Source organism: Streptomyces inhibens (assembly GCF_022221585.1).
Classification (GTDB): domain Bacteria; phylum Actinomycetota; class Actinomycetes; order Streptomycetales; family Streptomycetaceae; genus Streptomyces; species Streptomyces inhibens.
In genome coordinates, this window is sequence record NZ_CP084681.1 from 6,702,188 (window position 1) to 6,727,075 (window position 24,888).

General features: G+C 72.0%; 20 protein-coding genes. 10 read left to right on the forward strand and 10 right to left on the reverse strand.

The genetic code is table 11. From position 1 onward, the window contains the following. Positions 1 to 2: 2 nt before the first annotated feature. The 4 genes from KI385_RS30475 to KI385_RS30490 all read left to right on the forward strand — a co-directional run bounded on the left by KI385_RS30475 (position 3) and on the right by KI385_RS30490 (position 5,041). Complete coding sequence (locus tag KI385_RS30475) at positions 3 to 536, forward strand: TetR/AcrR family transcriptional regulator (RefSeq protein WP_238575320.1); 534 nt, start codon at positions 3 to 5, stop codon at positions 534 to 536. A 222-nt stretch (positions 537 to 758) separates the two neighbouring features. Further along, a complete protein-coding gene (locus KI385_RS30480) occupies positions 759 to 1,607 on the forward strand; it encodes a 3-hydroxyacyl-CoA dehydrogenase family protein (RefSeq protein ID WP_128503382.1) in 849 nt (282 codons plus the stop codon). A 159-nt stretch (positions 1,608 to 1,766) separates the two neighbouring features. Then, complete coding sequence (locus KI385_RS30485; RefSeq protein WP_128503380.1) at positions 1,767 to 2,090, forward strand: STAS domain-containing protein; 324 nt, start codon at positions 1,767 to 1,769, stop codon at positions 2,088 to 2,090. 374 nt (positions 2,091 to 2,464) lie between these two features. Beyond that, entirely contained in the window at positions 2,465 to 5,041 is a 2,577-nt protein-coding gene (locus tag KI385_RS30490; RefSeq protein WP_238575321.1) for an ATP-binding protein, read from the forward strand. 84 nt (positions 5,042 to 5,125) lie between these two features. On the opposite strand, the gene nucS is transcribed toward KI385_RS30490, so the two are convergent. Continuing rightward, on the reverse strand, positions 5,126 to 5,788 hold the full coding sequence (gene nucS, locus KI385_RS30495) for an endonuclease NucS (RefSeq protein WP_127153048.1): 663 nt from the start codon (positions 5,786 to 5,788) through the stop codon (positions 5,126 to 5,128). A 249-nt stretch (positions 5,789 to 6,037) separates the two neighbouring features. Between nucS and KI385_RS30500 the strand changes: the two genes are divergently transcribed. After that, positions 6,038 to 6,430, forward strand: coding sequence for an SCO5389 family protein (locus tag KI385_RS30500; protein WP_128506826.1), 393 nt, complete (start codon positions 6,038 to 6,040; stop codon positions 6,428 to 6,430). Positions 6,431 to 6,615: 185 nt separating this feature from the next. On the opposite strand, the gene KI385_RS30505 is transcribed toward KI385_RS30500, so the two are convergent. Then, complete coding sequence (locus KI385_RS30505) at positions 6,616 to 7,665, reverse strand: LLM class flavin-dependent oxidoreductase (RefSeq protein WP_238575322.1); 1,050 nt, start codon at positions 7,663 to 7,665, stop codon at positions 6,616 to 6,618. Between the two features lie 187 nt (positions 7,666 to 7,852). Between KI385_RS30505 and KI385_RS30510 the strand changes: the two genes are divergently transcribed. After that, the gene (locus KI385_RS30510) at positions 7,853 to 8,197 is read left to right on the forward strand and encodes an ATP/GTP-binding protein (RefSeq protein WP_238575323.1); all 345 of its coding nucleotides are present in this window, start codon (positions 7,853 to 7,855) and stop codon (positions 8,195 to 8,197) included. A gap of 4 nt (positions 8,198 to 8,201) precedes the next feature. Here the strand turns inward: KI385_RS30510 and KI385_RS30515 are convergent, their stop codons facing one another. The 7 genes from KI385_RS30515 to mce form a co-directional block, all read right to left on the reverse strand. Further along, a complete protein-coding gene (locus KI385_RS30515; protein ID WP_425357107.1) occupies positions 8,202 to 9,149 on the reverse strand; it encodes an ABC transporter permease in 948 nt (315 codons plus the stop codon). Between the two features lie 428 nt (positions 9,150 to 9,577). After that, a complete protein-coding gene (locus KI385_RS30520; protein ID WP_238575324.1) occupies positions 9,578 to 10,882 on the reverse strand; it encodes an ABC transporter ATP-binding protein in 1,305 nt (434 codons plus the stop codon). A 140-nt stretch (positions 10,883 to 11,022) separates the two neighbouring features. Continuing rightward, positions 11,023 to 11,796, reverse strand: a complete 774-nt coding sequence (locus tag KI385_RS30525) for an ABC transporter permease (RefSeq protein WP_238575325.1) — start codon at positions 11,794 to 11,796, stop codon at positions 11,023 to 11,025. Between the two features lie 3 nt (positions 11,797 to 11,799). Further along, on the reverse strand, positions 11,800 to 12,837 hold the full coding sequence (locus KI385_RS30530; protein WP_238575326.1) for an ABC transporter ATP-binding protein: 1,038 nt from the start codon (positions 12,835 to 12,837) through the stop codon (positions 11,800 to 11,802). A 141-nt stretch (positions 12,838 to 12,978) separates the two neighbouring features. Further along, positions 12,979 to 13,917 (reverse strand): coiled-coil domain-containing protein, encoded by a 939-nt coding sequence (locus KI385_RS30535; protein ID WP_238575327.1) that lies wholly within the window; start codon positions 13,915 to 13,917, stop codon positions 12,979 to 12,981. A gap of 114 nt (positions 13,918 to 14,031) precedes the next feature. After that, positions 14,032 to 18,282, reverse strand: a complete 4,251-nt coding sequence (scy, locus tag KI385_RS30540; protein WP_281066922.1) for a polarized growth protein Scy — start codon at positions 18,280 to 18,282, stop codon at positions 14,032 to 14,034. 208 nt (positions 18,283 to 18,490) lie between these two features. Further along, positions 18,491 to 18,931, reverse strand: coding sequence for a methylmalonyl-CoA epimerase (mce, locus tag KI385_RS30545; RefSeq protein WP_128510391.1), 441 nt, complete (start codon positions 18,929 to 18,931; stop codon positions 18,491 to 18,493). A gap of 173 nt (positions 18,932 to 19,104) precedes the next feature. Here mce and KI385_RS30550 point away from each other — a divergent pair, with 173 nt between their 5' ends. Together KI385_RS30550 and meaB are read left to right on the forward strand one after the other, a co-directional pair. Beyond that, a complete protein-coding gene (locus KI385_RS30550) occupies positions 19,105 to 20,280 on the forward strand; it encodes an acetyl-CoA C-acetyltransferase (protein WP_238577926.1) in 1,176 nt (391 codons plus the stop codon). Positions 20,281 to 20,333: 53 nt separating this feature from the next. Further along, positions 20,334 to 21,293, forward strand: a complete 960-nt coding sequence (meaB, locus tag KI385_RS30555; RefSeq protein WP_128510390.1) for a methylmalonyl Co-A mutase-associated GTPase MeaB — start codon at positions 20,334 to 20,336, stop codon at positions 21,291 to 21,293. Positions 21,294 to 21,857: 564 nt separating this feature from the next. Here the strand turns inward: meaB and KI385_RS30560 are convergent. Beyond that, on the reverse strand, positions 21,858 to 22,568 hold the full coding sequence (locus KI385_RS30560) for a PepSY domain-containing protein (RefSeq protein WP_238575328.1): 711 nt from the start codon (positions 22,566 to 22,568) through the stop codon (positions 21,858 to 21,860). A 108-nt stretch (positions 22,569 to 22,676) separates the two neighbouring features. Between KI385_RS30560 and KI385_RS30565 the strand changes: the two genes are divergently transcribed. Both KI385_RS30565 and KI385_RS30570 read left to right on the forward strand, forming a co-directional pair. After that, positions 22,677 to 23,420 (forward strand): response regulator transcription factor, encoded by a 744-nt coding sequence (locus KI385_RS30565; protein ID WP_281066923.1) that lies wholly within the window; start codon positions 22,677 to 22,679, stop codon positions 23,418 to 23,420. Continuing rightward, positions 23,413 to 24,843 carry a sensor histidine kinase gene (locus KI385_RS30570; RefSeq protein ID WP_238575329.1) on the forward strand — a complete coding sequence of 477 codons (1,431 nt, stop codon included), beginning with the start codon at positions 23,413 to 23,415 and terminating at the stop codon, positions 24,841 to 24,843. Before KI385_RS30565 ends, KI385_RS30570 begins: the two co-directional genes overlap by 8 nt. Positions 24,844 to 24,888: the final 45 nt, after the last annotated feature.

The window sequence follows — 24,888 nt, forward strand, 5'->3', positions numbered from 1 at the left end:
CGATGCGCGAGGGAAGCCCAGGCGGCAATCCTGGGAGACTTCACAACTACTTCCCGTCCAAGGAGGACCTCTTCCTGGACCGGAGCAAGGGGCTGGTCGACCGGCTGTCCCGCTTCGTACGGGCCCGGGCCGCGGGGGAGTCGGCCGCCGCCGCCGTACTGCGCGAGCTGCGCGAGGAGGTGGAGAGCGTCTCGCCCAAGGTCGGGCTGATCGAGGGGTTCGACCGCTTCATGAAGGTGGTGCACGGCTCGGCCGCCCTCCAGGCCCGCCTCTGGTACGTGCAGCGGGAGCAGTACGACAACCTGGAGGCCACCCTCAGGCAGGAGACCGGCGCCGCGGACGACGACCCGATGCCCGGTCTGATGGCCGGCCAGATCGGCTGGGTGCACGAGACCTTGATGGCCGCCATCGCCCACGAGATGATCGCCGGCCGCAAGCCGTCCGTCGTCTCCCGTGAGGCCCTCGTCCTGCTGGACGAGATGGAGGAGCTGCTGAGCGAAAAGGTCCTCAACTACGCCGTACGCGCGGCCGACTGACGACGGGCTGTCCGGATCGCGCTCCACGGGGCGCACCCCGTCGGTGTGATGTCCGTCATGAAAAATTGGCGCTGCGGCCCGAAGGGCCTCGTTGAGGGGAGGGTGGTCGGGTGACGGGCGGGCGTGACGCGCATCTCTTACCCACCAAAGGATCGCTTACGACCGCTAACGTCACCCCAAGACCGACAGGCTTTCAAATGCACAGGGTGTGAGGGGACAGCAGTGGCAAAGAAGCTCGCCGTCATCGGCGCCGGACTCATGGGGTCCGGTATCGCGCAGGTCTCCGCCCAGGCGGGCTGGGACGTGGTCCTCCGCGATGTGACGGACGGGGCGCTGGCCCGCGGCAAGGGCGGCATCGAGGCCTCGTACGAGAAGTTCGTCGCCAAGGGGAAGCTGGCGGCCTCCGACGCCGAGCAGGCGCTGGCCCGCATCACCACCACGACCGACCTGGAAGCCACCGCCGACGCCGATATCGTCGTCGAGGCCGTCTTCGAGCGGATCGACGTCAAGCGTGAGATCTTCCAGACGCTGGACAAGCTCGTCAAGGACGAGGCGGTGCTGGCCTCCAACACCTCCGCGATCCCGATCACCAAGATCGCCGCGGCCACCTCCCGTCCCGAGCGGGTCGTCGGTACGCACTTCTTCTCGCCGGTGCCGATGATGCAGCTGTGCGAGCTGGTCCGCGGCTACAAGACCAGCGACGAAACCCTCGCCACCGCCCGGGAATTCGCCGAGTCGGTCGGCAAGACCTGTGTCGTCGTCAACCGCGATGTGGCCGGCTTTGTCACCACCCGCCTGATCTCGGCGCTGGTCGTCGAGGCCGCCAAGCTCTACGAATCCGGCGTGGCCAGCGCCGAGGACATCGACACCGCCTGCAAGCTGGGCTTCGGCCATGCGATGGGGCCGCTGGCCACCGCCGACCTGACGGGCATCGACATCCTGCTGCACGCCACCGACAACATCTACACCGAGTCCCAGGACGAGAAGTTCGCACCGCCGGAGATCATGCGCCGAATGGTCGATGCGGGCGATATCGGCCGCAAGAGTGGGCAGGGCTTCTACGAGCACTGATGCCGCGTCAGGGCCCCCGTCAGGATCAGGGGTCCGATGGTGTCACCCTCCGGGGTGAATTCGGTATCGGTTCGCTTACAGGCGGCAACTTCGCCGCATGAGAGGCAGTCAGTTCTGTAGACGTCCAAGCACCACCACCCATGACACCGGGGAGCGCATATGCACATCAGGGGCGACCACGCCGAGCTGGTCGTCGAGGGCCGCCTCGACGTCCGCAGCGCGGCGGACGCCCGTACGGCCCTGCACACCGCCGTCGACTCCGGTCGGGGTGATCTGGTGCTGGACCTGACCGAGCTGGATTCCTGGGACGCCACCGGCCTCGGCGTGATCATGGGCGCGCACCGCCGCGCGGGCCGGGTGGGCCGCCGGCTGGTGCTGCGCGGAGTGCCGCCCCAGATGCAGCGTCTGCTGGTCGCCACCCGGCTGCACCGCATCCTCGCCATCGAGGGCGGCATCGAAGCGGAATCGCTTCCTCGGGTGTGAGACACGGGCCGCGGCCGCCCGACGGCCGCGCCCGGGACGCCCCCCGAACGAACAGGACCGCACGGCAAAGCGCGACGAAGCATCCACGGTCTGCCGGCGGAAATGTCGTCAACCGCGCGATACCGGCCAATCCCGGAAGTTCCGGTCAGGACCGGCCCCCGGCGGTGCAACGTTTTGCTCGCCAGGTCTAAGGTTCGGTTCCCGCCGTATGCCATCATCCGCGACGGGCACCGGACCGGACGCGACAGCTGAGGACGACTGCCGGAGCCGGCGGGGTGCGGACGGCCGGAAGCGCAGTCGGCACGCCGCTCCGCCTCCTGGGCAAGGACGCGTGGCGGAGGCGGAGTGGAACGAAGCATCTGGGAGCTTGCAGCATGGACCCGAACACTCACCGGGGACCTGAGGAGTACGGCGAGCAGGACCACCCTGCCGAACCGCCGGCCCCCGCGTTCGGCGGCGCGCAGGGCGGCTCCGGAGGGCTCGCCCGCGTCGTCCGGCTCATCTCGGGCAATTACCTCGTCACCGTCAACCCTGTCGACGGCAGCGAGATAGAACCCTGCCCGCCCGGAGAGCGCCCCGCGGCGCCCGGCAAACTCGACCCGCAGGAGCGCGCCGCGGCCGCCCGCGCCGCAGCGCCCCCGCTGCCCCCGGGACCGCCCGGATTCGCCGGGCACGAGACCGCACTCGAAGAGCGCACCGAGGACACCGAGCGCCTGGTACGGCTGCTCTCCCGCGGCCGCTCCGTACGCGTCACCGGGCCCTCCGGCTCCGGCCGCACCCGGCTGCTGGACGCCGTCGCCACCGCCTGCGCCGACCTCGCCCCCGACGGCGTGGTTCGGCTCTCCGGCTACCACCGCACCGCCACCGACCTGCTGTACGCGCTGTTCGCCGCCGTCCACCGGGCCCCGCAGCACCGCCCGGAGCGGCCCGAACTGCTGCGCATGGTCGCCGAGATCGGCGCGATCGTCGTCCTGGACGACCTGGAGTTCGGCGGCTCCGCGCTCGACGAGCTGCTCGACGCCACCCCCGAATGCGCCTTCCTGCTCGCCGCCACCCCCGACGTCGCGGCCCCCAGCGCCGGCTCGCACCTCGAAGAGGTCTTCCTCGGCGGGATCGGCCGCGACGCCTGCGTACGGCTGCTGGAGCGCGCCGTGGACCGGCCGCTCACCGACGACGAGCGGGCCTGGGCCGCCGACCTGTGGTTCGAGTCCGAGGGGCTGCCGCTGCGGTTCGTCCAGGCCGCCGCCCTGCTGCGGCAGTGCGACCGGATGAGCTCCGCGCCGGGCGCCCTCGACGACGGCTACGGACTGTTCCCCGAGAAGACACCGGACGCCAACGCCGCCGCGGAGTCCGGCGAGCGCCCCGACGTGCCGCTGCCCTCCCTCGGCGAGGCCGCAGCACCCGCCCCGCTGCTCGCCTCGCGGCTGAGCGCCGCCGCCCGGGAGTCGCTGCGCTTCGCCGTCGCGCTCGGCGGCGAGCTGCCGCACCAGGCGCATCTGCCGGCCCTCACCGAGGACACCCACGCCGACGCCGCCCTCGGCGAGCTGCTGGCCTGCGGCCTGATCACCCCGGTCGGCGGCCACTACCGGCTCGCCGCCACCGTCCAGGACCAGCTCACGGCGGCCGGCTACGCCGAAGGCGCCGCCACCCGTGCGCACACCGCCGCCCAGCACTACGCCTGGTGGGCCGGGCACCCCTCGGTCACCCCCGAGCGGGCCGCCACCGAGTCCGATGTCGCGCTGGCCGCGATGGGCGTGCTCACCGGCAGCCGCGAGAGCGGACACGCCAGCGCGGCCGTGCTGCTCGCCCGTACGGCCGCCCCCGCCTTCGCCGCGGCGCTGCACTGGAGCGCCTGGGAGCGCAGCCTGCGGCACGGCCAGGAGGCCGCGCGGCTGGCCGGTGAGGTCGCCGAAGAGGCCTACTTCCACCACGAGCTGGGCGTGCTGGCGCTGTGCACCGGCAACGTCGACCGGGCGCGCGCCGAGCTGGAGGCGTCCATCGGGCTGCGCGGGGTGCTCTCCGACCGCAACGGCGCGGTGGCGGGACGCCGGGCGCTGGCGCTGGTCACCGACCGTTCGCGGGCCGCGTCTGCGGCCACCACGGCCGTCCCCAGGGCCGCCGCGGGAGCGCAGCAGCCGGTCCCGCCGAAGACCTCCGCCGCCGGGTCGCCCGACGCCGTATCGACCGCCAAGCTGCGGTTGGCGCGCGCCGAGGAGACCGCGGCGACGGTCGTGGGCCGGGCCGCCGCACCGACCGCCGCCCGCACCGCCACCTCGACCGCCGCCACCAAGGCCGTCCCGGCCGCGGCCGCCGCCGGCCCCGGAGCCGGCAAGGGGGCCAAGCGGGTGTTCGGCGGGGCCCGCCGCAACCTCGTGGCCGCGGGCGCCGGCGCACTGCTGGTGGCCGTCCTCGGCACCGTCGTCACCCTCGGCGTGACATCCGGCGGCGAGGACACCCACGACGGCAAGGTCAACACGGAACAGACCACGGACGACGGCGACAGCCCGGAGCTGCCGGCCGAGGAGCCCGGTACCGGCTCCAGCCTGCCGCCCACCGGCCACGGTGCGTCCAAGCCCGGCACCCCCGGCCACTCGGCCGACCCGTCCCCGTCGACCGGCGGCCCCGCCACCAGCGGCTCGCCGACCGACCCCGGTGACGAGCCGACGGACGACCCGACGGACGACCCGACCCCGCCGACCGGGAAGCCCAGCACGCCCACCGGCCGGCCGACCCCCACCCACCACCCGACCGTCGAGCCGACCGATCCGACGCCGACGGACGAGCCGACGCCGACGGACGACCCGACGCCCACCGGCGACCCCACGCCGACGACCGGGAGCCCGTCACAGACCGCCGCCTCCGGCAGCAGCCCGGCGGGCGACCCGTCGTCGTCCGGAGCGAGCACCCCGTCGGACAGCTCCTCCGGTACGGGGAGCACCCCGGTGGCCTGACGCCCCTCCCGGCACAGAACAGCGCAACGGCCCGGTCATGTACCGGGCCGTTGCGCTGTGCCGCCCCTCCAGGGGGCCGGCGGGTCAGAACAGGCGGAGCTTGTCGTCCTCGATGCCGCGCAGCGCGTCGTAGTCCAGCACGACACAGCCGATACCGCGGTCGGTGGCCAGCACCCGCGCCTGTGGCTTGATCTCCTGAGCGGCGAAGATTCCCTTGACCGGGGCCAAGTGCGGGTCACGGTTGAGGAGTTCGAGATAACGGGTGAGCTGCTCGACCCCGTCGATCTCACCACGCCGCTTGATCTCGACGGCGACGGTCTGGCTATCAGCGTCCCGGCACAAGATATCCACCGGGCCAATGGCAGTGGGGTATTCACGCCGAATCAGGGAGTAGCCCTCCCCGAGGGTTTCGATCCGGTCCGCGAGCAGTTCCTGGAGGTGAGCCTCCACACCGTCCTTGATGAGCCCCGGGTCGACACCGAGCTCGTGCGAGGAGTCGTGCATGACCTCTTCGAGGGTGATGATGAGCTTCTCGCCACCCTTGTTCTCGACCGTCCACACATCCCCGTCACCCTCCTTGAGAGTGCAGGGCGGGGACATCCAGTTGAGGGGTTTGTAGGCCCGGTCGTCCGCGTGAATGGAGACGGAGCCGTCCGCCTTCACCAGGATGAGACGAGGGGCCGAGGGGAGGTGGGCAGTGAGCCGGCCCGCGTAGTCCACGGAGCAGCGGGCGATGACGAGACGCATGGGGCGTCACGCTACTCGACCGGAGGCCCCCTACGCGATTCGCCCCGGACCACGGTGCCTTTACGGCGGAAACCCCCGCACCCCCGGCGCTCGCCATTGGCCGGTTGTATGTGCAATCTCCTGGTGCGGGCCCCTTGTGCGGCATACCGTTGAAGCGGGGGGTTGTGAGGCGAATACGCTCCGTCGCGGAACCCCTAGTCCCGTCCCTAGGCCCCGTCCGTCCCGACAGGGCCGCGAGAGGAGAACCTCATGTCGCTCGACGTCTCACCGGCCCTCCTCGAACAGGCCGAGCGAGGCGAGGTCGACGAAGCCGCATTTGTCGACTGCGTCCGGAACTCCCTGCCCTTTGCATGGGGGATGATCAGCTCTCTGGTGGCACAGCTGAAGGTGGACGGCGGAGAGTTCGCCGACAATCAGACGCCGCCGCCGGACGAGCAGGCGCGCGGCCAGCTGCTGCGCGCGCTGGCGAGTGACGCCATCCGCGGTTCGCTGGAGCGTCACTTCGGAGTGCGGCTCGCCTTTCAGAACTGCCACCGGGTCGCGGTCTTCCCGCTCGACCCGGCGGTGGACGACCGCCTGGCCCGATTCACCTCCATCCGCGGTCAGCTGCTGAACCAGTCGCCCGAACTCCGCGACTGCTGAACGGAGTTGCTGCCGCTGCGCACAGGGTTGCGACACGCACCGTTCCGGTGCGCCAGCGGCAGCACCACCACAGGACGATGACCTCCCCGGAGCACGGCGCCGTCGCACCACCGCACCGCAGGCACCACACCCAGCCGGCACCCGCATGCCGACCGCTGCTCGCCGTCCCGCCGCACTCTGCCGGATCACCGCAGCTGCGGCAGGACCTCCGCACCCAGCCGGCGCACGTTCTCCTCCGTCGCCGCGAGGTCGCCGGAGCCCTCGACGAGCAGCGCGAACCGTGTGATGCCCGTACGCTCCGCGGACGCCGCCAGTCGGTCCGCGCACAGCTGCGACGGTCCGACGGGGTGCAGCCCGCACAACAGCTCCGTATAGGCCAGCGGGTCACGCATCGCGCGATAGCGGCCGTCGACCGTCACATGCGCGCCCAGGCCCTGCCGCAGCCAGCCGGGCATCGCCTTCGTCAGGCTCTCCGCCGCGGCCGCGCGGGAATCGGCGATCTGCACCACACCCGCCGAGAGATGCTCGGCCGCGGCCACCTCGTCGCCGTCCCGGCCGGCCGCCAGCGCGGCCGACCGCCACAGCGCGACCATCTCCGCCTTCTCCTCGTCCCCGCAGTGCATGCCCAGCATCATCGGCAGCCCGCGCTCGGCGGCCGTCCGGACCGACGAGGGTGAGGTGCAGGCGACCACCACCGGCGGGCCGGGCGGGACGGCACCCGGATCGTCCGGGGCGCCCAGCGCCTCGGACGGCCGCGGCACCACCGCCACCTCCCGGAAGGAATAGCGCTCGCCCTGCGCGCCGACCCGCGGCTCCCGCAGCCAGCGCATCAGCAGATCGAGCGACTCCGGGAAACCGTGGTCGTACGCGCCCAGCCCGGAGCCGAAGACCTCGAGATCCACCCAGGGGCCGCCCCGGCCGACGCCGAGCGTGAAACGGCCGTCGGAGGTGAGATGCAGCAGCGCCGCCTGCTCACCGAGCGCCACCGGATGCTGGGTCGGCAGCACACTCACCGCCGTCCCGACGCCGATCCTGCGGGTCCGCCCCAGCAGCAGCGCGGCCAGCGTGACCGCATTCGGGCAGACGCCGTAGGGTACGAAGTGATGTTCCGCCAGCCAGACATCATCGAGTCCGGCCTCCTCCGCGACCTCCGCGGAGCGCACCGCGCGGTGCAGTGCTTCCCCCTGTCCCTGACCGGGGAATTGAGCGGCCAGGATGAAAGCGCCAACGCGCATCGCTCTCTGCCTCCTCGCAGCCGACGCGACTCCCCCCTTACAGGCACCAACGTCCGACACGTGCCAAGGGCACGGCCTGACGGGAAATTTCCCGATGATCGCAGAATCCTGCCGAGCGGCGCCTACCCCTGACCGCGCCGCGTACGCTGGTGACATCCCGTGACCCCGTAACTATCCGAGGTGTGCTGTGTCTCCGCGTCGAAACCGCCAGCACGGCGGTGCGAAGCCCATCGACCGCGCGGGCGGTGACCGCGACGGCCGGATGGGGGCACCTCCCAGCGGTAGCTGGGGGAGGACCGAGGAGTGGCGCGGCGAGGACTGGGTCGTCCGGCAGGTCGGGGGCGGCGGCGCGGCCAAGCACTACCGCTGCCCCGGCTGCGACCAGGAGATCCCGCCTGGGGTGCCGCATGTCGTCGCCTGGCCGCAGGACGGCGATGTCGACGACCGCCGGCACTGGCACAGGGCGTGCTGGAACGCACGGGACCGCCGGAGCGCGAGGCTCCAGCGGTCCCGGAATGCACCCAGATATTGACGCGTTACACGTCGCGCTTCTGCATGGCCGCGTAAGCGCCGCCAAGGGCCAGGGCGACGAGCCCCGCCATGATCCACAACGGCTCCCAGCCGGACGGGCCGCCGTCCACGAACGGGAACTTGCTGCCGTACATGACCGTGAGCTGGTTGGGAATCGAGTAGCCGAGCAGGAAGTTCCGCAGGTCGTCCAGGCTCTCGGTGAGCATGAACATCGAGAGCACGAACGGCAGCAGAACGACGCCGATCATGATCGTGATCGCGCCGGCGGAGTGCCGGATCAGCGAGCCGACGGCGAGCGCCAGCAGCCCCAGCAGCGAGACGTAAAGGGCGATACCGACGGTCGACTTGAGCCACTCACCGCCGGTGACGTCCACCCTGCTCAGGTCGCCGAGCAGGGCGTTGTCGATGACCGCCACGAGGCCGGTGACGACGGTGGTGACGACGAAAGTCAGCGCGAAGAAGACGATCGCCTTGGCGCTGAGCACCCTGCTCCGGCTGGGGCAGGCGGTCAGCGTCGTACGGATCATGCCGGTGCCGTACTCGGAGGAGGTGACCAGCACCCCGAGCGGCAGGACGCAGAGAATGCCCAGCAGCATCCCGAAGAATCCGAAGAAGAGCGGGGACACCGCGCCGATGGATTCGTTCGTCGAGACGGTCGTGGCGACCAGCGCGCCGACGCCGAGGACGAGGAGGGCCATCATGCCCAGCGTCCAGATCGTCGAGCGCACCGAGCGGATCTTCGTCCACTCCGAGGCCAGCGCATGGCCGAGGTGGGTGGGGCGCACCGGGATGGGCGATACATAGCCGCCGGCGGCGCCCGGTCCGGCGTAGGAGGCCTGGGGGTGGGGCTGGGCCGGCTGCTGCTGTGGCTGCTGGGCCTGGGGATGAGGATGGGGATGGGCTTGGGGATGGGCGGGCGCCTGGGCCGGGGCCTGGGCCTGGGCCTGGAGCATCATCGTGCCCGCTTCCTTGCCCGGCCCGTGCGCCGCGAGCGGCTGCGGCTCGGGGAACGGCTGCGCCTGCAGCATCATCGTGCCGGCCTCCTTGGCAGGAGCCGGGGCCGGGGCCGGCGCCGGGGCCGGCGCGGGCTGCTCGGGCGCCGGCTGGGCCTGGAGCATCATCGTGCCCGCTTCCTTGGCCGGCGCGGGCTGCTCCGGTGCCGGCTGGGCCTGGAGCATCATCGTGCCGGCCTCCTTGGCGGGCGCGGGCTGCTGTGGCTGGGCGGGCGGGGCCGGTGCGGCCTGGGCGGGCGGCTGCTGCGGTGCGGCCGGCGGTGCGGTGGGCGGCATCGGCGGCGCGGGCGGCACCGGCTGCTCCTGCGCGCCGGTGTCGTGCGGTCCGCGCTCAGGCTGCGGCTGGGGCTGCGGCTGCTGAGGGCTGGTCATCGGGCGTCCTCGTTGTGCGGCGTGGGCATGGCGGCGGGGGCGGTGGGCGCGGGCTGCGCGGGGGCCGCGGGCGGCATCGGCGCGGCGGGCTGCTGCCCGTAAGGGTGGGGCGCACCGTATGACGCGGGTGCCCCGTACGGGTGACCCTGAGGCTGTCCGGGCGGCGGATATCCGGGCCCCGGAGCGGCCCCGGGCGCCTGCTGGGCGTACGGATCGGGCTGGGCGTACGGATTCGGCTGCCCCTGGCCGGGGACACCGGCCGGAACCTGGCCGGGCATCTGGGGCTGACCGGCCGGGTACCCCGGGCCACCGGCGTACCCCTGCGGTGCGCCGCCCTGCGGGGCGTACCCGGCGGGGGCTTCCTGCAGACCGGCCCGCGGGTCGGCCGTCGAGCGGTAGTCCACGGCGCCCTGCGTCATCCGCATGTACGCCTCTTCCAGGGAGGCCTGGTGCGGCGACAGCTCCCACAGCCGGACATCGGCCCCGTGCGCGAGATCGCTGATACGGGGGAGCGGCAGCCCGGTCACCCGCAGCGCACCGTCCTGCTCGGGCGTGACCTGTCCGCCCGCCTCACCGATCGCGGCGGTCAGCTTCTCGCGCTGCTCCGGCTCGGTGTCGGGTGTACGGACCCGGGCGAAATCGGCGGAGTTGGCCGAGATGAAGTCCTTGACCGACATGTCCGCCAGCAGCTGCCCGCGGCCGATCACGATCAAGTGCTCGGCGGTGAGCGCCATTTCACTCATCAGATGCGAGGAGACGAAGACCGTACGGCCCTCGGCCGCCAGCTGCTTCATCAGATTGCGCACCCACAGGATGCCTTCGGGGTCGAGACCGTTGACCGGCTCGTCGAAGAGCAGCACCTGCGGATCGCCGAGCAGCGCCGCCGCGATGCCCAGGCGCTGGCCCATGCCGAGCGAGAAGCCCTTGGAGCGCCGCGCCGCGACCTCCTGCAGGCCGACCACGCCGAGCACCTCGTCGACCCGGCGGGCCGGAATGCCGGACAGCTGGGCGAGCGAGAGCAGATGCTGGCGCGCGCTGCGGCCGCCGTGCACGGCCTTGGCGTCGAGCAGCGCGCCCACCTGGCGGGGCGCGTTGGGGAGGTTGCGGAAGGGCCGGCCACCGATGGTGGCGTGCCCCGAGGTCGGTGCGTCCAGGCCAAGGATCATGCGCATGGTCGTCGACTTACCGGAGCCGTTGGGCCCCAGGAAGCCGGTCACCGTGCCCGGCCGTACCTGGAACGACAGGTTGTACACGGCCGTCTTGGCGCCATAGCGCTTTGTCAGGCCGACTGCCTCGATCATTCTCCGCCCCTCGCGAGATTGGTCGGGGCAGAGGCGCCCTCGTGCCCCCGTGAGGGTTAGGAGGCTATCGGTCCGTTGACGGTTCCCGTCAAAACGGAAGGGACGTGAGGATCACCCCAGGGGACGGGCGCGTCCGGCGGTCAGGCGTCCCGTTTCTTCAGCAGGACGTACCCGCCGATGAGCGCGGCCGCCGTCCAGGCGATCATGATGCCGAGCCCGCCCCACGGGCCGTACGGCACATTGTCGTTGGCCGGCGCGACCACCTGCATGATCTTCGAGCCCGCCTGGTCCGGCAGAAAGCGGCCGAGCTTCCGGGTCGCCGAGACATTTCCCAGAATGTTCGAGATCAGGAAGAAGAACGGCATCAGGATGCCCAGCGAGAGCATCGGACTGCGCAGCATCGTGGCCACCGCCATCGAGAACAGCGCGATCAGCGTCATATAGAGCCCGCCGCCGATCACCGCCCGCAGCACCCCGGGATCGCCGATGTACGCCCGGAGGTCGCCCAGCGCCGCCTGCCCCGCGAAGAACGTCAAGAAACTGGTTACCAGGCCGACGGCGAAGACCAGCGCGGTGGCCACCAGCAGCTTGCAGAACAGGAAGGTGCCGCGCTGCGGTACGGCGGCCAGCGAGGCGCGGATCATGCCGGTGCTGTACTCGTTCGAGACCACCAGCACCCCGAAGACGATCATCGCCAGCTGCCCCAGGCCCATCCCCGCGAAGCTGATATTGGTGGCGTCGAAAGAAAGCCGGTCCCTGACCGGCATCGAGTCGAAGTCGTTGCTGGCCAGGGTGCAGATCAGCACACCCAGCACGATGGTGACCACCACGGCGATGCCCAGCGTCCACACCGTCGACCGCACCGACCTGATCTTGGTCCATTCGGACCGAATGACCTGCCCGACCGCCGCCATCCGTCAGCTCCTCTTCCTCTGCCAGTCCGTGCCCCAGCCGGTCGGCTGCGGCTCGCCCGGCGCTGCCCCGGCCGACTGCGGTTCTCCCGGGGTCCGGGTGTGCGGCGAGAGACCGGCCTGTGCCGGTACCGGATCGCCGTCGTGCGCGTGATACTCCACCGACTCGGCCGTCAGCTGCATGAACGCCTCTTCCAGTGAGGCCTGCTGAGGGCTCAGCTCGTGCAGGGCCAGCCGGTGCTCGGCGGCCAGTTCGCCCAGCCGGTCGGCGGGCACCCCGTCGATCTCCAGCGAGCCGTTGCCGACCGCCACCGCGTTGATGCCCGCGGTGTGCAGCACGTCCAGCAGCCGCTGCTGCTCCGGGGACCGCATCCGGACGTACGACCGGGAGTTTTGGTGGATGAAGTCCTTCATCGAGGTGTCGGCCATCAGCCGGCCCTGTCCGATCACCACCAGATGGTCCGCGGTGAGCGCCATCTCACTCATCAGATGGGAGGAGACGAAGACCGTACGGCCCTGGGCCGCGAGATTCTTCATCAGATTGCGGATCCAGTGGATGCCTTCGGGGTCGAGGCCGTTGACCGGCTCATCGAAGAGCAGCACCTGTGGATCGCCGAGCAGCGCCGCGGCGATACCGAGCCGCTGCGCCATTCCGAGCGAGAACCCCTTCGAACGCTTCTTGGCGACCGTGCTCAGCCCCACCATGTCCAGCACCTCGGCGACCCGGTTGCGCGCAATGCCGTTGCTCTGCGCCAGACACAGCAGATGGTTGGCGGCGCTGCGGCCCCCGTGCACCGCCTTCGCCTCCAGCAGCGCGCCGATGTACGTCAGCGGATCCTGCAACTGCCGGTAGTGCTTGCCGTCGATCCGGACCGTCCCCGAGGTCGGGTTGTCCAGGTCGAGCATCATCCGCATGGTCGTCGACTTGCCCGCACCATTGGGGCCGAGGAAGCCGGTGACGATGCCGGGCCGCACCGTGAAGGTGAGGTGGTCCACGGCGAGCTTGTCGCCGTAATGCTTGGTCAGCCCCTCGAGCTCGATCATGTACCGCACGCTAGGCGCGTCCGGTGCCCCCTGCCACCGGGGCGGGGCCGCCCGGCTGACCCCCCGTACGACAGCGCCCCCGTGACCGCCACAGAGGGCGGTACGGGGGCGCTGTCGTACGGGGCGAAACCTGCCGGCGGTTCAGCGGGTCTGCTGGGCGGGGACGCCGCGGGAGATGGGCTCCTCCTCGCCGGGGGCACCGGCCGCGGCCACCGCCGCACCGGTCAGCGTCGCCAGCATCTCGCGGACGTTGGTCAGCTGCGCGTTGATCGAGTCGCGGCGGTTCGTCAGCGCCGCCAGCTCGCGCTCGGATTCGCTGCGGATACGATCCGCCTTCGCGTTGGCGTCCGCCACGATGTCCTCGGCCTGGCGCTGCGCGGTCTCCACCGTCTGGCGGGCCCGGCGCTCCGCGTCCGTACGCAGCTTCTCGGCCTCCAGGCGGAGCTGCTCGGCGCGGTGCTCGATCTCCGCGAGGCGCTTCTCGGCCTTGGCCTGACGCGAGGCCAGGTCGCGCTCGGACTGCTCACGGCGCTTGGCGAGGTTGGTCTCGAAGTCGGCGGCGGCCTGCGCGGCCTTGGCACGGGTCTCCTCGAAGAGGGAGTCCGCCTCCTCGCGCTTGGACTGCGCGTCCTTCTGCGCCTCGGAGCGCAGCGTGGACGCCTCGCCCTTGGCCTTCTCGACGATCCGGGCGCCCTCGTCCTCCGCCTTCGCCTTGCGCTCGGCGGCGAACGACTCGGCGTCGTTACGGACCTGCTGGGCGGCCGACTCGGCCAGCTCACGGTGCTGCTCGGCGGCCCGGCGGGCCTCCTCGCGCAGGTCCTTGGCCTCCTCCTCGGCGAGACGGAGGATCTTCTCCACGCGCGCACCGAGGCCCGCGTAGGACGGTTCGGCGTCATTGACCTGCGCCTGGGCGTTCTGCGTTTCGAGGTGCAGCTCCTCGATCCGCTTTTCCAGCGACGTGATGCGGGCCAGCGCGCTGTCGCGGTCGGCGACGAGCTTCGTAATGCGGTCGTCCACCTGACCGCGGTCGTACCCACGCCGCACGAGCTCGAAGCCGAAGGGGGAGGAAGTGTCGCTCATGGGGTTCCTGTCGAAAGAGACCGGTGAGGTGATAAGGAGAATCCTAGGGGTCACAACGGCGTGTCATCGAGTCATTGCCCGTTTGATCTGGAGAATGACCCCTCGTTTGAGTGGCTACCCCTCAGACTGCTTGCCACTCGAACGAGTTGCACCCGCCCCCGCGGCCGCCTTCACCCCGCCGCCCTTGCCGTCGCCGCCCCCGCCGGGTGTTTCGAACGATTCCAGGGCTTCCAGAACGTCCTGAACTCGGGAGATTTCGGTGTTGATGTCCTCGCGCCGGCGCACCAGGACCTCCAGCTCCCGCTTGCCCTCGTCCACGATCCGGGCGGCCTCGGCCTTGGCCTCGGAACGCATCCGCTCCGCGTCGCGCACCGCCTCGGCCTTCTTGTTCTCGGCCTCCTTGATCAGACCCTCGGCCTTCTTCACCGCCGAGATCCGGACCTTGCTCGCCTCGCTGTTCGCGTCCGACACCAGCTGGTCGGCCTTCTCCTCGGCCTCCACCTGCTGCGCCGTGGCCTGCGCGATGAGCTTGTCGACCCGCTCGCCGGCGTTCTTCATCGTCTCCGCCGACTCCCGGCGGGCCCGCTCGTGCAGCTCCTCGATCTCGGACTCGATCCGCTGCCGCAGCTCCTCGGCACGCTCCCTGATGGCCGTGGCGTCGCCGCGGGCCTCTTCCAGCAGCGTGTTCGCGTCCGTACGGGCCTTCTCCACCCGGGCATTGCTGTCGGCCGTGGCCTCCGAGACGAGCCGCTCGGCCTCCTTGCGGGCCACCCCGACCATCGTGTCGGCCTGCTCCTCGGCGGCGGTGGCCGCCTTCAGCGCCTCCTCCTGCGCCTTGGCGACGAGCTGGTCCGCCTGCTCCGCGGCGTCCCCACGGCGCTTGGCGGCGTCCTTGCGCGCCTCGTCGAGCAGCCGGTCCGCCTCCTGCTGAGCTTCCGTACGCAGCTGCTCGGCGGCCGCCTCGGCGTCCTCCTTGACCTTCGCGGACTCGTTACGGGTGCGGTTGGCGTGCTCCTGCGCGGCGGTGACCGTCTCGGCCGCCTCTGCCCGCAGCCGGTCCGCCTCCGCGGTGGCCGTCGCGATCATCCGGTCCGCCTGCTCCCGGGCATCGGCCCGGGCACGGTCCGCGTCCCGCTCGGCGTCCGCGGTCGTCTCCGCCGCCTCGGTGCGCAGCCGCTCCGCCTCGGAGGCCGCCTCCGACATCAGCTGGTCGGCCTGCTCCGCGGCGTCCGAACGCGTCTTGTTGGCCGCCTCGCGCGCCTGGTCGCCGGTGCGCTCCGCGTCCGTACGCGCGCTCTCCAGCACCTCGGCCGCCTCGGCCCGCAGCCGGTCCGCCGCCTCGGTCGCCTCCGCCACCAGGGCGCGCGCCTGCTGCTCGCCGTCCGTACGCAGCTGGTCGGCGGCCTGCTGTGCCTCCCGGACCGTACGGTCCGCGTCGTCCTGCGCCGAAGACGTCAGCTCGGTCGCCTCGGTGACGATCCGTTCGGCCTCCGCCCGCGCCTCGGTGATCAGGGCATCGGCCTGCTCCGCGGCGTCCGAGCGCATGCGGTTCGCGTCGTCCCGCGCCTCCGCACGGGCCCGCGCCGCGTCCTGCTCGCCCGCGGCCAGCGCGTCCGAGGCCTCCGTACGCAGCCGCTGCGCCTTCGCCGAGGCGTCCGCGACCAGCTTCTCCGCCTGCGCGGTCGCCTCCGACACCAGCTGGTCGGCCTGCTCCGCCGCCTCGGTCCGCGCCGTGTTGGCGTCCCGGCGCGCCTCGTCCAGCACACCGGCCGCTTCCGTACGCAGCCGCTCGGCCTCCTCGATGGCCTCGGAAACCGCCCGCTCGGCAAGGGACTTCGCGGCCTCCGACGCCTCCTGCGCCTCGTGCCGCACCCGCGCCGCGTCCTGCGAGGCGCGCTCCCGCTCCTCGTAGGCGTCCTTGCGGACCCGGTCCGCCTCGTCCTGCGCCTCGGACTTGGTGCGCTCGGCCGCGTGTTCGGCCGCCGAACGCAGCCCGGCGATCTCCTCACCGGCCTGCTCGTGCAGCCCTGCGACCGCGTCCCGCACCTGCTGCGCGGTCTGCTCGGCCGCCGCCACCAGCTCGCCGGCCCGCCGGTCCGCGTCCTCGACCAGCCGCGCGGCCTCCTCCTGCGCCTCGGCGACCCGCGTACGGGCCGATGCCAGCAGCTCCTCGCTCTGCTCGCGCGCCGCGGTGCGCTCCTGGTGGGCCTCCTCGCGGGCCTCGCCCAGCAGCTGCTCGGCCTCCCGGCGCCGCCGCGCGGCCTCCTCCTGGGCCGCTGCCAGCGCCTGCGCCGCCTCCGTACCCGTGCGCTCCGCGGCGGTCGCCGCCTCCGCGCGCACCCGGTCCGCGGTCTCCTGCGCCTCCGCCTTGAGCCGCTCCGCCTCGGCCGCCGCCTCGCTGCGCAGCCGTACGGCCACCGACTCGCCCTCGGAACGCGCCGCCGAGGCATCCGCGGCGGCCTCGGTACGCAGCCGCTCGGCCTCCTCCTCGGCCTGCTGCTGCAGTGTCCGCCGACGCTCCGCGGCCTCCGCCTTGAGCCGGGCCGCCTCCTCCTGCGTCTCGCGGCGCAGCCGCTCCGCCTCGGCACGTGCCTCGCGCAGCGACTCCTCGGCGGCGGTGACCCGCTCCTCCGCCTCGCTGCGCAGCCGGTCCAGCTCCGCCTGCGCCTCGGCGCGCCGCTCCTGCGCGGCCTCCTCGGCCTCCGAGCGCAGCTTCGCGGCGGCCTTGTCGGCCTCGGTGGTCACCAGCTCCGCGGCCTCGGCGCCCTCGGTCAGCAGCTGCTCGGCCTCCGAACGGGCCCGCTCCAGCGCGTCCTCGGCCTGCCGGCGCAGCGACGAGGCGCGCTCGATGGCCTCCGTCCGCACCCGCTCGCTCTCCGCGACGGCACCCGAACGGGTCTCCTCGGCATCGGACTTGGCCTTGGCCAGCAGCTCCTCGGCGGTACCGGCCGCCTCCTCGATCTGCTGGACCGCCTCCCGGCGGGCCTCGCCGCGGATCCGCTCGCCCTCGGCGACCGCGTCCGCCCGCAGCTGCTCCGCCTCACCGCGCAGCCGCCGTGCCTCCTCCTGGAGTTCGACGGTCTTGGCGCGGTACTCCTTCGTGTCGTCCTTCGCCGCGCCCTTGAGCTGCGCCGCGGTGTCATGCGCCTCTTCGCGCAGCCGGTCCGCCTCGGCCTCGGCCTCGCTGCGCAGCCGTTCGGCCTCCTCCGCGGCCGCCTTGGTGGTGGCCTTGGCGTCCTCCGACGCCTTGGTCAGCACCTCCTCGGCGGTGCGCGCCGCCTTCGCCAGTTGCGCCGCGGAGTCCTCCGCCACCTTGGACCGGGCGGTCTCCTGCGCCTCGGCGATCAGGCGCTCGGTCTCCGCGCGGGCATCCGCCCGCAGTTGCTCGGCCTCCGCCTTGAGCGCCTCGGACTCCTTGGTGGCCTCGCCGACCAGCCGCGCGATCTCCGCCTTGGCCGTACGGGTGCGCTGCTCGTTTTCCGACTCGGCCGCCGTCAGCCGCTTGGTGGCGTTCTGCTGCGCCTCCTCGACGAGCTTGTCGGCCTCGGCGCGCGCCTCGCGCAGCGCCGCATCCGCCTCCTGGATACGGGCCTCGGCGGCGCGGGTCAGCTCGGTGGCCTGCCGGCGCGCCTCCTCCGACTCGGTGCCGGCGCTGGTACGCAGCTGCTCGGCCTGATCGGTGGCCTCCTGGGCCTGGTTGGAGGCGGCGTTCAGCAGCCGCTCGGCGTCCGTACGCGCCCGCCGCAGGATGGATTCCGCTTCGGCACGGGCCTGCTCGGCCTCGGTGCCCAGCCGCTCACGGGCCCGCTCCGCCAGCCGCTGCGCCTCGGCCCGCGCGGACGCCAGCGCCTGCTCGGCCTCCGCCCGGGACTCCTCCATCAGCCGGCGGGCCTGCGACTCCGTACGGGCGCGCAGCTGTTCGGCCCAGGCGACGTTCTCGTTGACATGCGATTCGACGGTCTGCCGGCGCTCGTTGAGCTCCTCGTCGAGCCGCTGCCGGCGGCTGACCGCCTCGGCGTGCAGCTCGGCCTCCAGCCGGGACTGCCGCTCGGCCTGCTCCTGCAGCAGCCGCTGGGTCTGTGCCCGCGCCTCGCGCAGCTCGCGCTCGGCGTCCGAACGCAGTTGGTCCGCCTGGATCTGCGCATTGCGCAGCAGCTGTTCGGCCTGGTGACTGATGTTGTCGTAGGCAGGGCGGGTCGCGAGGTTGCGGCGCGCCTCATGCAGCTTGGCGCGCAGCACCTCGACCTGATAGCCGAGATCGTCGGCGTGCTGGACGGCCTTGTCCCGCTCGGTCTTCAGCCGCTCCATCTCGGCTTCGAACTGCGAGAGGTGGTCGTCAGCCTCGTAGCGGTCGTTGCCCCGCACTGCGCGGTCCCATCCGTCCCCTGGTCATGGTGGCGGCCGTCTCCGTTCCTGCAGTGCTCGTCCCGTACACGTCACGTCGTACCGGACTGGCACCCATCGGAGCTGACCCTTCCGAAGAAATGGTGTCAGATCATCGGCAGAGTATGGACCGAGCCCCACTCCCGTACCCCGGCCGAGGCTGCACTCTACCGGCCGGGGAACGTGAAGGTCAGTGGTCCGTCTCGGAGGGAGGCGCCGCGGTGACGAGTTCGGTCAGCACACCGTGGCAGTCCTTGGGGTGCAGAAAGGTGATCCGGGACCCCATCGAACCCTTCCTGGGCTCGTCGTAAAGGACCCGGACGCCCTTGCCCCGAATGGCCTCGGAGTCGCCGTCCACGTCCGCGGTACCGAAGGCGATGTGGTGGACGCCCTCACCGTTCTTGGCCAGCCACTTACCGACCGCGGAGTCCTCGCGGGTCGGCTCCAGCAACTGCAAATACGAGGCGCCGCCGTCCGACGTCTCATTGATCTTGAGCATGGCTTCCCGGACACCCTGCTCCTCGTTGACCTCGGAGTGGAACACCTCGAAGCCGTACGTGGCACGGTAGAACTCGACAGTCTTGTCGAGGTCGAAACAGGCGATCCCGATGTGGTCGATTCGCGTCAGCATGGCTCCAGTGCACCGCTCACACGGCTGGTTACGCAACGTGCGCGCGATCACACCCGCTTGCCGGTGACCCGGCGCGTACCGCTCAGTACATTGACGGGAACCCTCGTTAACTTCCCTGCAAAGGAAGGCCGCACCGCATGTCTGCAACGAACGGCACGAACGGCACCACCTCAGTGATCGTGGCAGGAGCGCGCACCCCCATGGGCCGGCTCCTGGGGTCCCTGCGGACCTTCTCGGGCGCCGACCTGGGCGGCGTCGCCATCAAGGCGGCACTGGACCGGGCGGGCATCGGTGGCGACCAGGTCCAGTACGTGATCATGGGCCAGGTCCTCCAGGCCGGGGCAGGGCAGATCCCGGCGCGCCAGGCCGCCGTCAAGGCCGGTATCCCCATGAACGTCCCCGCGCTGACCGTCAACAAGGTCTGTCTCTCCGGCCTCGACGCCATCGCCCTGGCCGACCAGCTCATCCGCGCCGGTGAGTTCGACATCATCGTCGCCGGCGGCCAGGAGTCCATGACCAACGCCCCGCACCTGCTCCCGAAGTCCCGCGAGGGCTTCAAGTACGGCGCCGTCGAGATGCTCGACGCGATGGCGCACGACGGCCTCACGGACGCCTTTGAGAACATCGCCATGGGCGAGTCCACCGAGAAGCACAACACCCGGCTGGGTATCGCCCGACCGGAGCAGGACGAGGTCGCCGCGCGCTCCCACCAGCGGGCCGCCGCCGCCCAGAAGAACGGGCTCTTCGAGGCCGAGATCACCCCCGTGGAGATCCCGCAGCGCAAGGGCGAGCCGGTCATCTTCAGCAAGGACGAGGGCATCCGCGGCGAGACCACCACGGAGTCGCTCGGCAAGCTGCGGCCGGCCTTCGCCAAGGACGGCACGATCACCGCCGGCACCTCCTCGCAGATCTCCGACGGCGCGGCCGCCGTCGTCGTCATGAGCAAGGCCAAGGCCGAGGCACTGGGCCTGGAATGGATCGCGGAGATCGGCGCGCACGGCAATGTCGCGGGCCCGGACAACTCGCTCCAGTCCCAGCCCTCCAACGCCATCAACCACGCCCTGAAGAAGGACGGCCTGACCGTCGACGATCTTGACCTGATCGAGATCAACGAGGCGTTCGCGGCCGTCGCCGTGCAGTCAATGAAGGACCTCGGGGTATCCCCGGAAAAGGTGAATGTCAACGGCGGTGCCATCGCGTTGGGCCATCCGATCGGTATGTCCGGCGCCCGCATCGTGCTGCACCTCGCGCTGGAGCTGCGCCGGCGGGGCGGTGGCGTGGGTGCCGCCGCGCTGTGTGGTGGCGGTGGCCAGGGCGACGCGCTGATCATTCGCGTACCGGGTAAGTAAGCGCGTACGGCCGAGCCGAACGCGTACGAGCGAGCCGAAGGAGCCGAGCAGCGATGGTGGACGTCCCACAGCTGGTGGAGCAGGCACGGCAGGGCCGGCCCAGGGCGGTGGCCCGGCTGATCTCCCTCGTGGAGGGGGCGTCACCGGAGCTGCGCGAGGTGATGGCGGCGCTGGCACCGCTCACCGGCAACGCCTATGTCGTCGGGCTGACCGGCTCACCCGGCGTCGGCAAGTCCACCACCACGTCGGCCCTGGTCACGGCGTACCGCAAGACGGGCAAGCGGGTCGGCGTGCTCGCCGTCGACCCGTCCTCGCCGTTCTCCGGCGGTGCGCTGCTCGGCGACCGCGTCCGGATGAGCGAGCACGCCTCCGACCCCGGCGTCTACATCCGCTCGATGGCCACCCGCGGCCATCTGGGTGGCCTGGCGTGGGCCGCACCGCAGGCGATCCGGGTGCTGGACGCGGCCGGCTGCGACGTGATCCTCGTCGAGACGGTCGGCGTCGGCCAGTCCGAGGTGGAGATCGCCGGGCAGGCCGATACGAGCGTGGTGATGCTCGCTCCCGGCATGGGCGACGGGATCCAGGCGGCCAAGGCCGGAATCCTGGAGATCGGCGACGTCTACGTCGTCAACAAGGCCGACCGGGACGGGGCCGACGCCACCGCCCGCGAGCTCAACCACATGCTGGGGCTGGGCGAATCCCGCGCCCCCGGGGACTGGCGGCCGCCGATCGTCAAAACGGTCGCGGCCCGCGGCGAGGGCGTCGACGAGGTCGTCGAGGCCCTGGAGAAGCACCGGGCCTGGATGGAGGAGCACGGCGTACTCGCCGAGCGCCGCCACTCCCGCGCGTCCCACGAGGTCGAGACGATCGCGGTGACGGCTCTGCGGGAACGGATCGGCGATCTCCGGGGGGATCGCCGCCTGGACGCGCTGGCCGAGCGGATCGTCTCCGGTGAGACGGATCCGTATCGGGCGGCGGATGAGTTGGTCGATGGGTTGACTAACGGGGGCTGAGCGCTCCTTTGCGGCTGCCGCCGGGGTGGCGGCTGGGGCCTTGCGGGTTGCGTGTGTGTCGCGGGGGCCGGAGGGGCCGCACCGGAACCCTCCCCCAGCCTTCGGCCGGGAGGTGCCCCCACGGCGCGGGCGTCTCGGGTCCCAGATATCCGCACCCCGGCGTTTGCTCCAGGTCCTGCGGGCGGGTCCCGGTACGTCCCCTCCGGCCTACGTGTCGTCCCGTCTGCCGCCCGGCGGCACCGCCCGTCACAGACCACAGACCACAGCCCCAGCGCCGACACTTACGGCGAGACCCGAGCCGCGTCAGTTCGTAACAGTCATAGGTACGGCGGGACGGTCGCCCACGCGCGGAGGCCGGAGGGGATGCCCGGTGCCCCGCCCGCAGGACCTGGAGCAAACGCCGGGGTAATCAATCCCATGGAGCCGCGACGCCCGCGCCGAGGACGGGGTACCGGGTGTCCCCTCCGGCCCACCCACCCACCACGCGACAGCGAACCCGCCTCAGCCACGAACGACGGCGGCGGAACCCGCCCCCAGGGCCCCGCCGCCAGGCGTGAAAGTGGCTCAGTCGTCCGCGCCACGCGCCGCGGCCACACTCAGCCTGCCCGACTGCGGGTCGACCAGCAGCTTGTGCTCCTTGCCGTCCTTGGTGACCGTCTCGACCTCCCAGACGGCCTTCGCCCGGTGGTCGTCGTCCAGTTCGACGGAGGTCACCGTGCCGTACGAGGCAGCGGCGGTACGGGCGGCCGTCGAGGCATCGGTCTTGGCGGCCTTGAGGTCGTCGCGGAGCTGACCGCTGTCGTCGTCCTCGTGCTCGATGTGCTGGTTCAGCACCCGCGCGGTACCGGCGTCGAGGGTGATCTCGTGCCACTTGCCGTCCTTGCCCAGCACGTCCGCGTCCCAGACCAGGCCGGGACGGTCCGCGTCCAGGTCGAGTCCGGCCACGGTGCCGGGGACGGCCTTCAGCGCGGCGGCCGCGGCGTCCGGAGCGGTCACCTTGGCGGCGTTGGCCTCGCGGATGTCCTCCCGGCCGTTGGCGTCGTCGTCCTGCATGCGGATGCTGGACCTGCCGCCTTGTGCCGCGCCCTGAGCACCCGTGCCCTCCGTACCCGCGCCCTGCGCACCCGAGTTCTGCGCGGCCGGCTGTGCCGAGATCTGCGCGCCGGAGCGGGCGCTGCCGGCGCCGTCGTTGTTGCTGACCGCGACGGCGGTGACCGTGCCGCCGGCGACGAGGGCGGCCGCGGCGGCGGTGGCGATGACGAGGTGGCGCTTCATGTGTTCTCCCCTTGCGATCGGCTGTGCCATCACAGTGGCCGAGGGAAGCTGAAGGGGAGCTGAAGCCACCTGAAGGGGTCTTCAGGTTCGGGGTGGCATGGTGAGCGCATGCTCCCACCCGTCGCCCACCACCGCCCTGCCGGAAGCTCCCCCGGACTCCGTCCGGGGGGACCCCCACCGCGCCACCCCTTTCGACTTCTGATCGTGGAGGACGAGAAGCGGCTGGCCCTGTCGCTGGCCAAGGGCCTGATGGCCGAGGGGTATGCGGTCGATGTGGTGCACGACGGCCTGGAGGGGCTGCACCGGGCGGGTGAGGGCGGCTACGACCTGGTCGTGCTGGACATCATGCTGCCGGGGATGAACGGCTACCGCGTGTGCGGGGCGCTGCGGGCGGCCGGCCATGACGTGCCGGTGCTGATGCTGACCGCCAAGGACGGCGAGTACGACGAGGCGGAGGGGCTGGACACCGGCGCGGACGACTATCTGACCAAACCGTTCTCGTACGTGGTGCTGGTGGCACGGGTGAAGGCGCTGCTGCGACGGCGTGGCCGGAGTGCGCGGACGGTGGTGCGGGTGGGGCCGCTGGCCATCGATCAGGGGGCGCGGCGGGTGGAGCGGGACGGCGCCGAAGTGGCGCTGACCGCCAAGGAGTTCGACGTTCTGGAGCAGCTGGCGGTGCGGGCGGGGGATGTGGTCTCCAAGGCGGAGATCTTGGAGCATGTCTGGGACTTCGCCTACGAGGGCGATGTGAACATCATCGAGGTGTATGTGAGCGCACTGCGGCGCAAGCTCGGCGCCGGGCACATCGAGACGGTGCGCGGCGCGGGGTACCGGCTGGTGGCCGGTGGGTAGGGTGCTGGGCTCCGTACGGGCCAGGGCGGCGGCCGGCGCGACGGTGGTGGTGGCGCTGGCGCTGATCGCCGCGGGTACGGCGGTGCTGCTGGTGCTGCGCAGCACTCTGCAGGACCAGGCGGGGCTGCAGGCCGAGGTCGCGGCGCGCGAGGTGGCCTCGCAGATCGCCACGGGCACGGCGTACGGCAACTTGGATCTGCCGGACGGTGATGAGCATCCGGTGGTGGTCGCCGATGACGACGGGCGGGTGCTGGCCGTCGGCGAGGACGTACGGGCGGTGGACGGGAAGCCGGTGGGGCGGGCGCAGCAGGGGGCGGGGAGTGCCGGGCCGGGGCGGTCGGGTGATGACGAGGGCGGCGATGACGATGACGACGATGTCGGCGGGCTCCGGCCGGGTGAGGTTGATGAGGATGTGCGGTATCGGGATGTGACCGCGGATGTCGACGGCACGGTGGCCGACTACCGGTTCGCGGTGGTCGAGGCGAAGGACACCCGTGGGGAGAAGGCCACGGTGCGGGCGGGGTCGGCGCTGGCGCCGGAGCGCAATGCCGTCGGGTCGGTGCGCACCGCCATGCTGATCGGGCTGCCGCTGCTGCTCGTGGTGGTGGCCGGGGTGACCTGGCTGGTGACCCGGCGGGCGTTGCGGCCGGTGGAGGGGATCCGCGGGGAGATGGCCGCGATCACCGCGAGTACGGATCTGAGCCGGCGGGTGCCGGTGCCGTCGTCGCGGGACGAGATCGGCCGGCTGGCGCGTACGACCAACGAGACGCTGGCGGCGCTGGAGTCGTCCGTGGAGCGGCAGCGGCGGTTCGTCGCGGATGCCTCGCACGAGCTGCGCAGCCCGATCGCGAGTCTGCGGACACAGCTGGAAGTGGGCGTGGCGCACCCGGAGTTGCTGGATGTGCCGGGCGCGGTGGAGGACACCGTACGGCTGCAGCGGCTGGCGGCCGATCTGTTGCTGCTGGCCCGGCTGGACGCGGGGGAGCGTCCCGCGCAGGCCCGGGTCGATCTGGCGGCGATGGTGAGTGAGGAGAGTTCGCAGCGGGTCGGGGACCGGGTTCCGGTGCGGGTCGGCGAGCTGGCCGGCGTGGAAGTGGCCGGGGCGCGGGGCCAGTTGGCGCGGGTGCTGGGGAATCTGCTGGACAACGCGCAGCGGCATGCCGCCTCGTCCGTGCGGGTGGCCGTGGTGCGCGAGGGGGAGTGGGCGGTGCTGCGGGTCGACGACGACGGGCCCGGGGTGCCGACGGGGGAGCGGGAGCGGATCTTCGAGCGGTTCGTACGGCTCGACGATGCGCGGGCGCGGGACGACGGTGGGGCCGGGCTGGGGCTGGCCATCGCGCGGGATGTCGCGGTGCGGCACGGTGGCTCGCTGGCCGTGCGGGAGGGCTCGGTGTTCGAGCTGCGGCTGCCGGTGGCCGGCTGAGCCGGCCACCGGCGCCGCGGCCCCGGTGCGGGGGCCGCGGCCCCT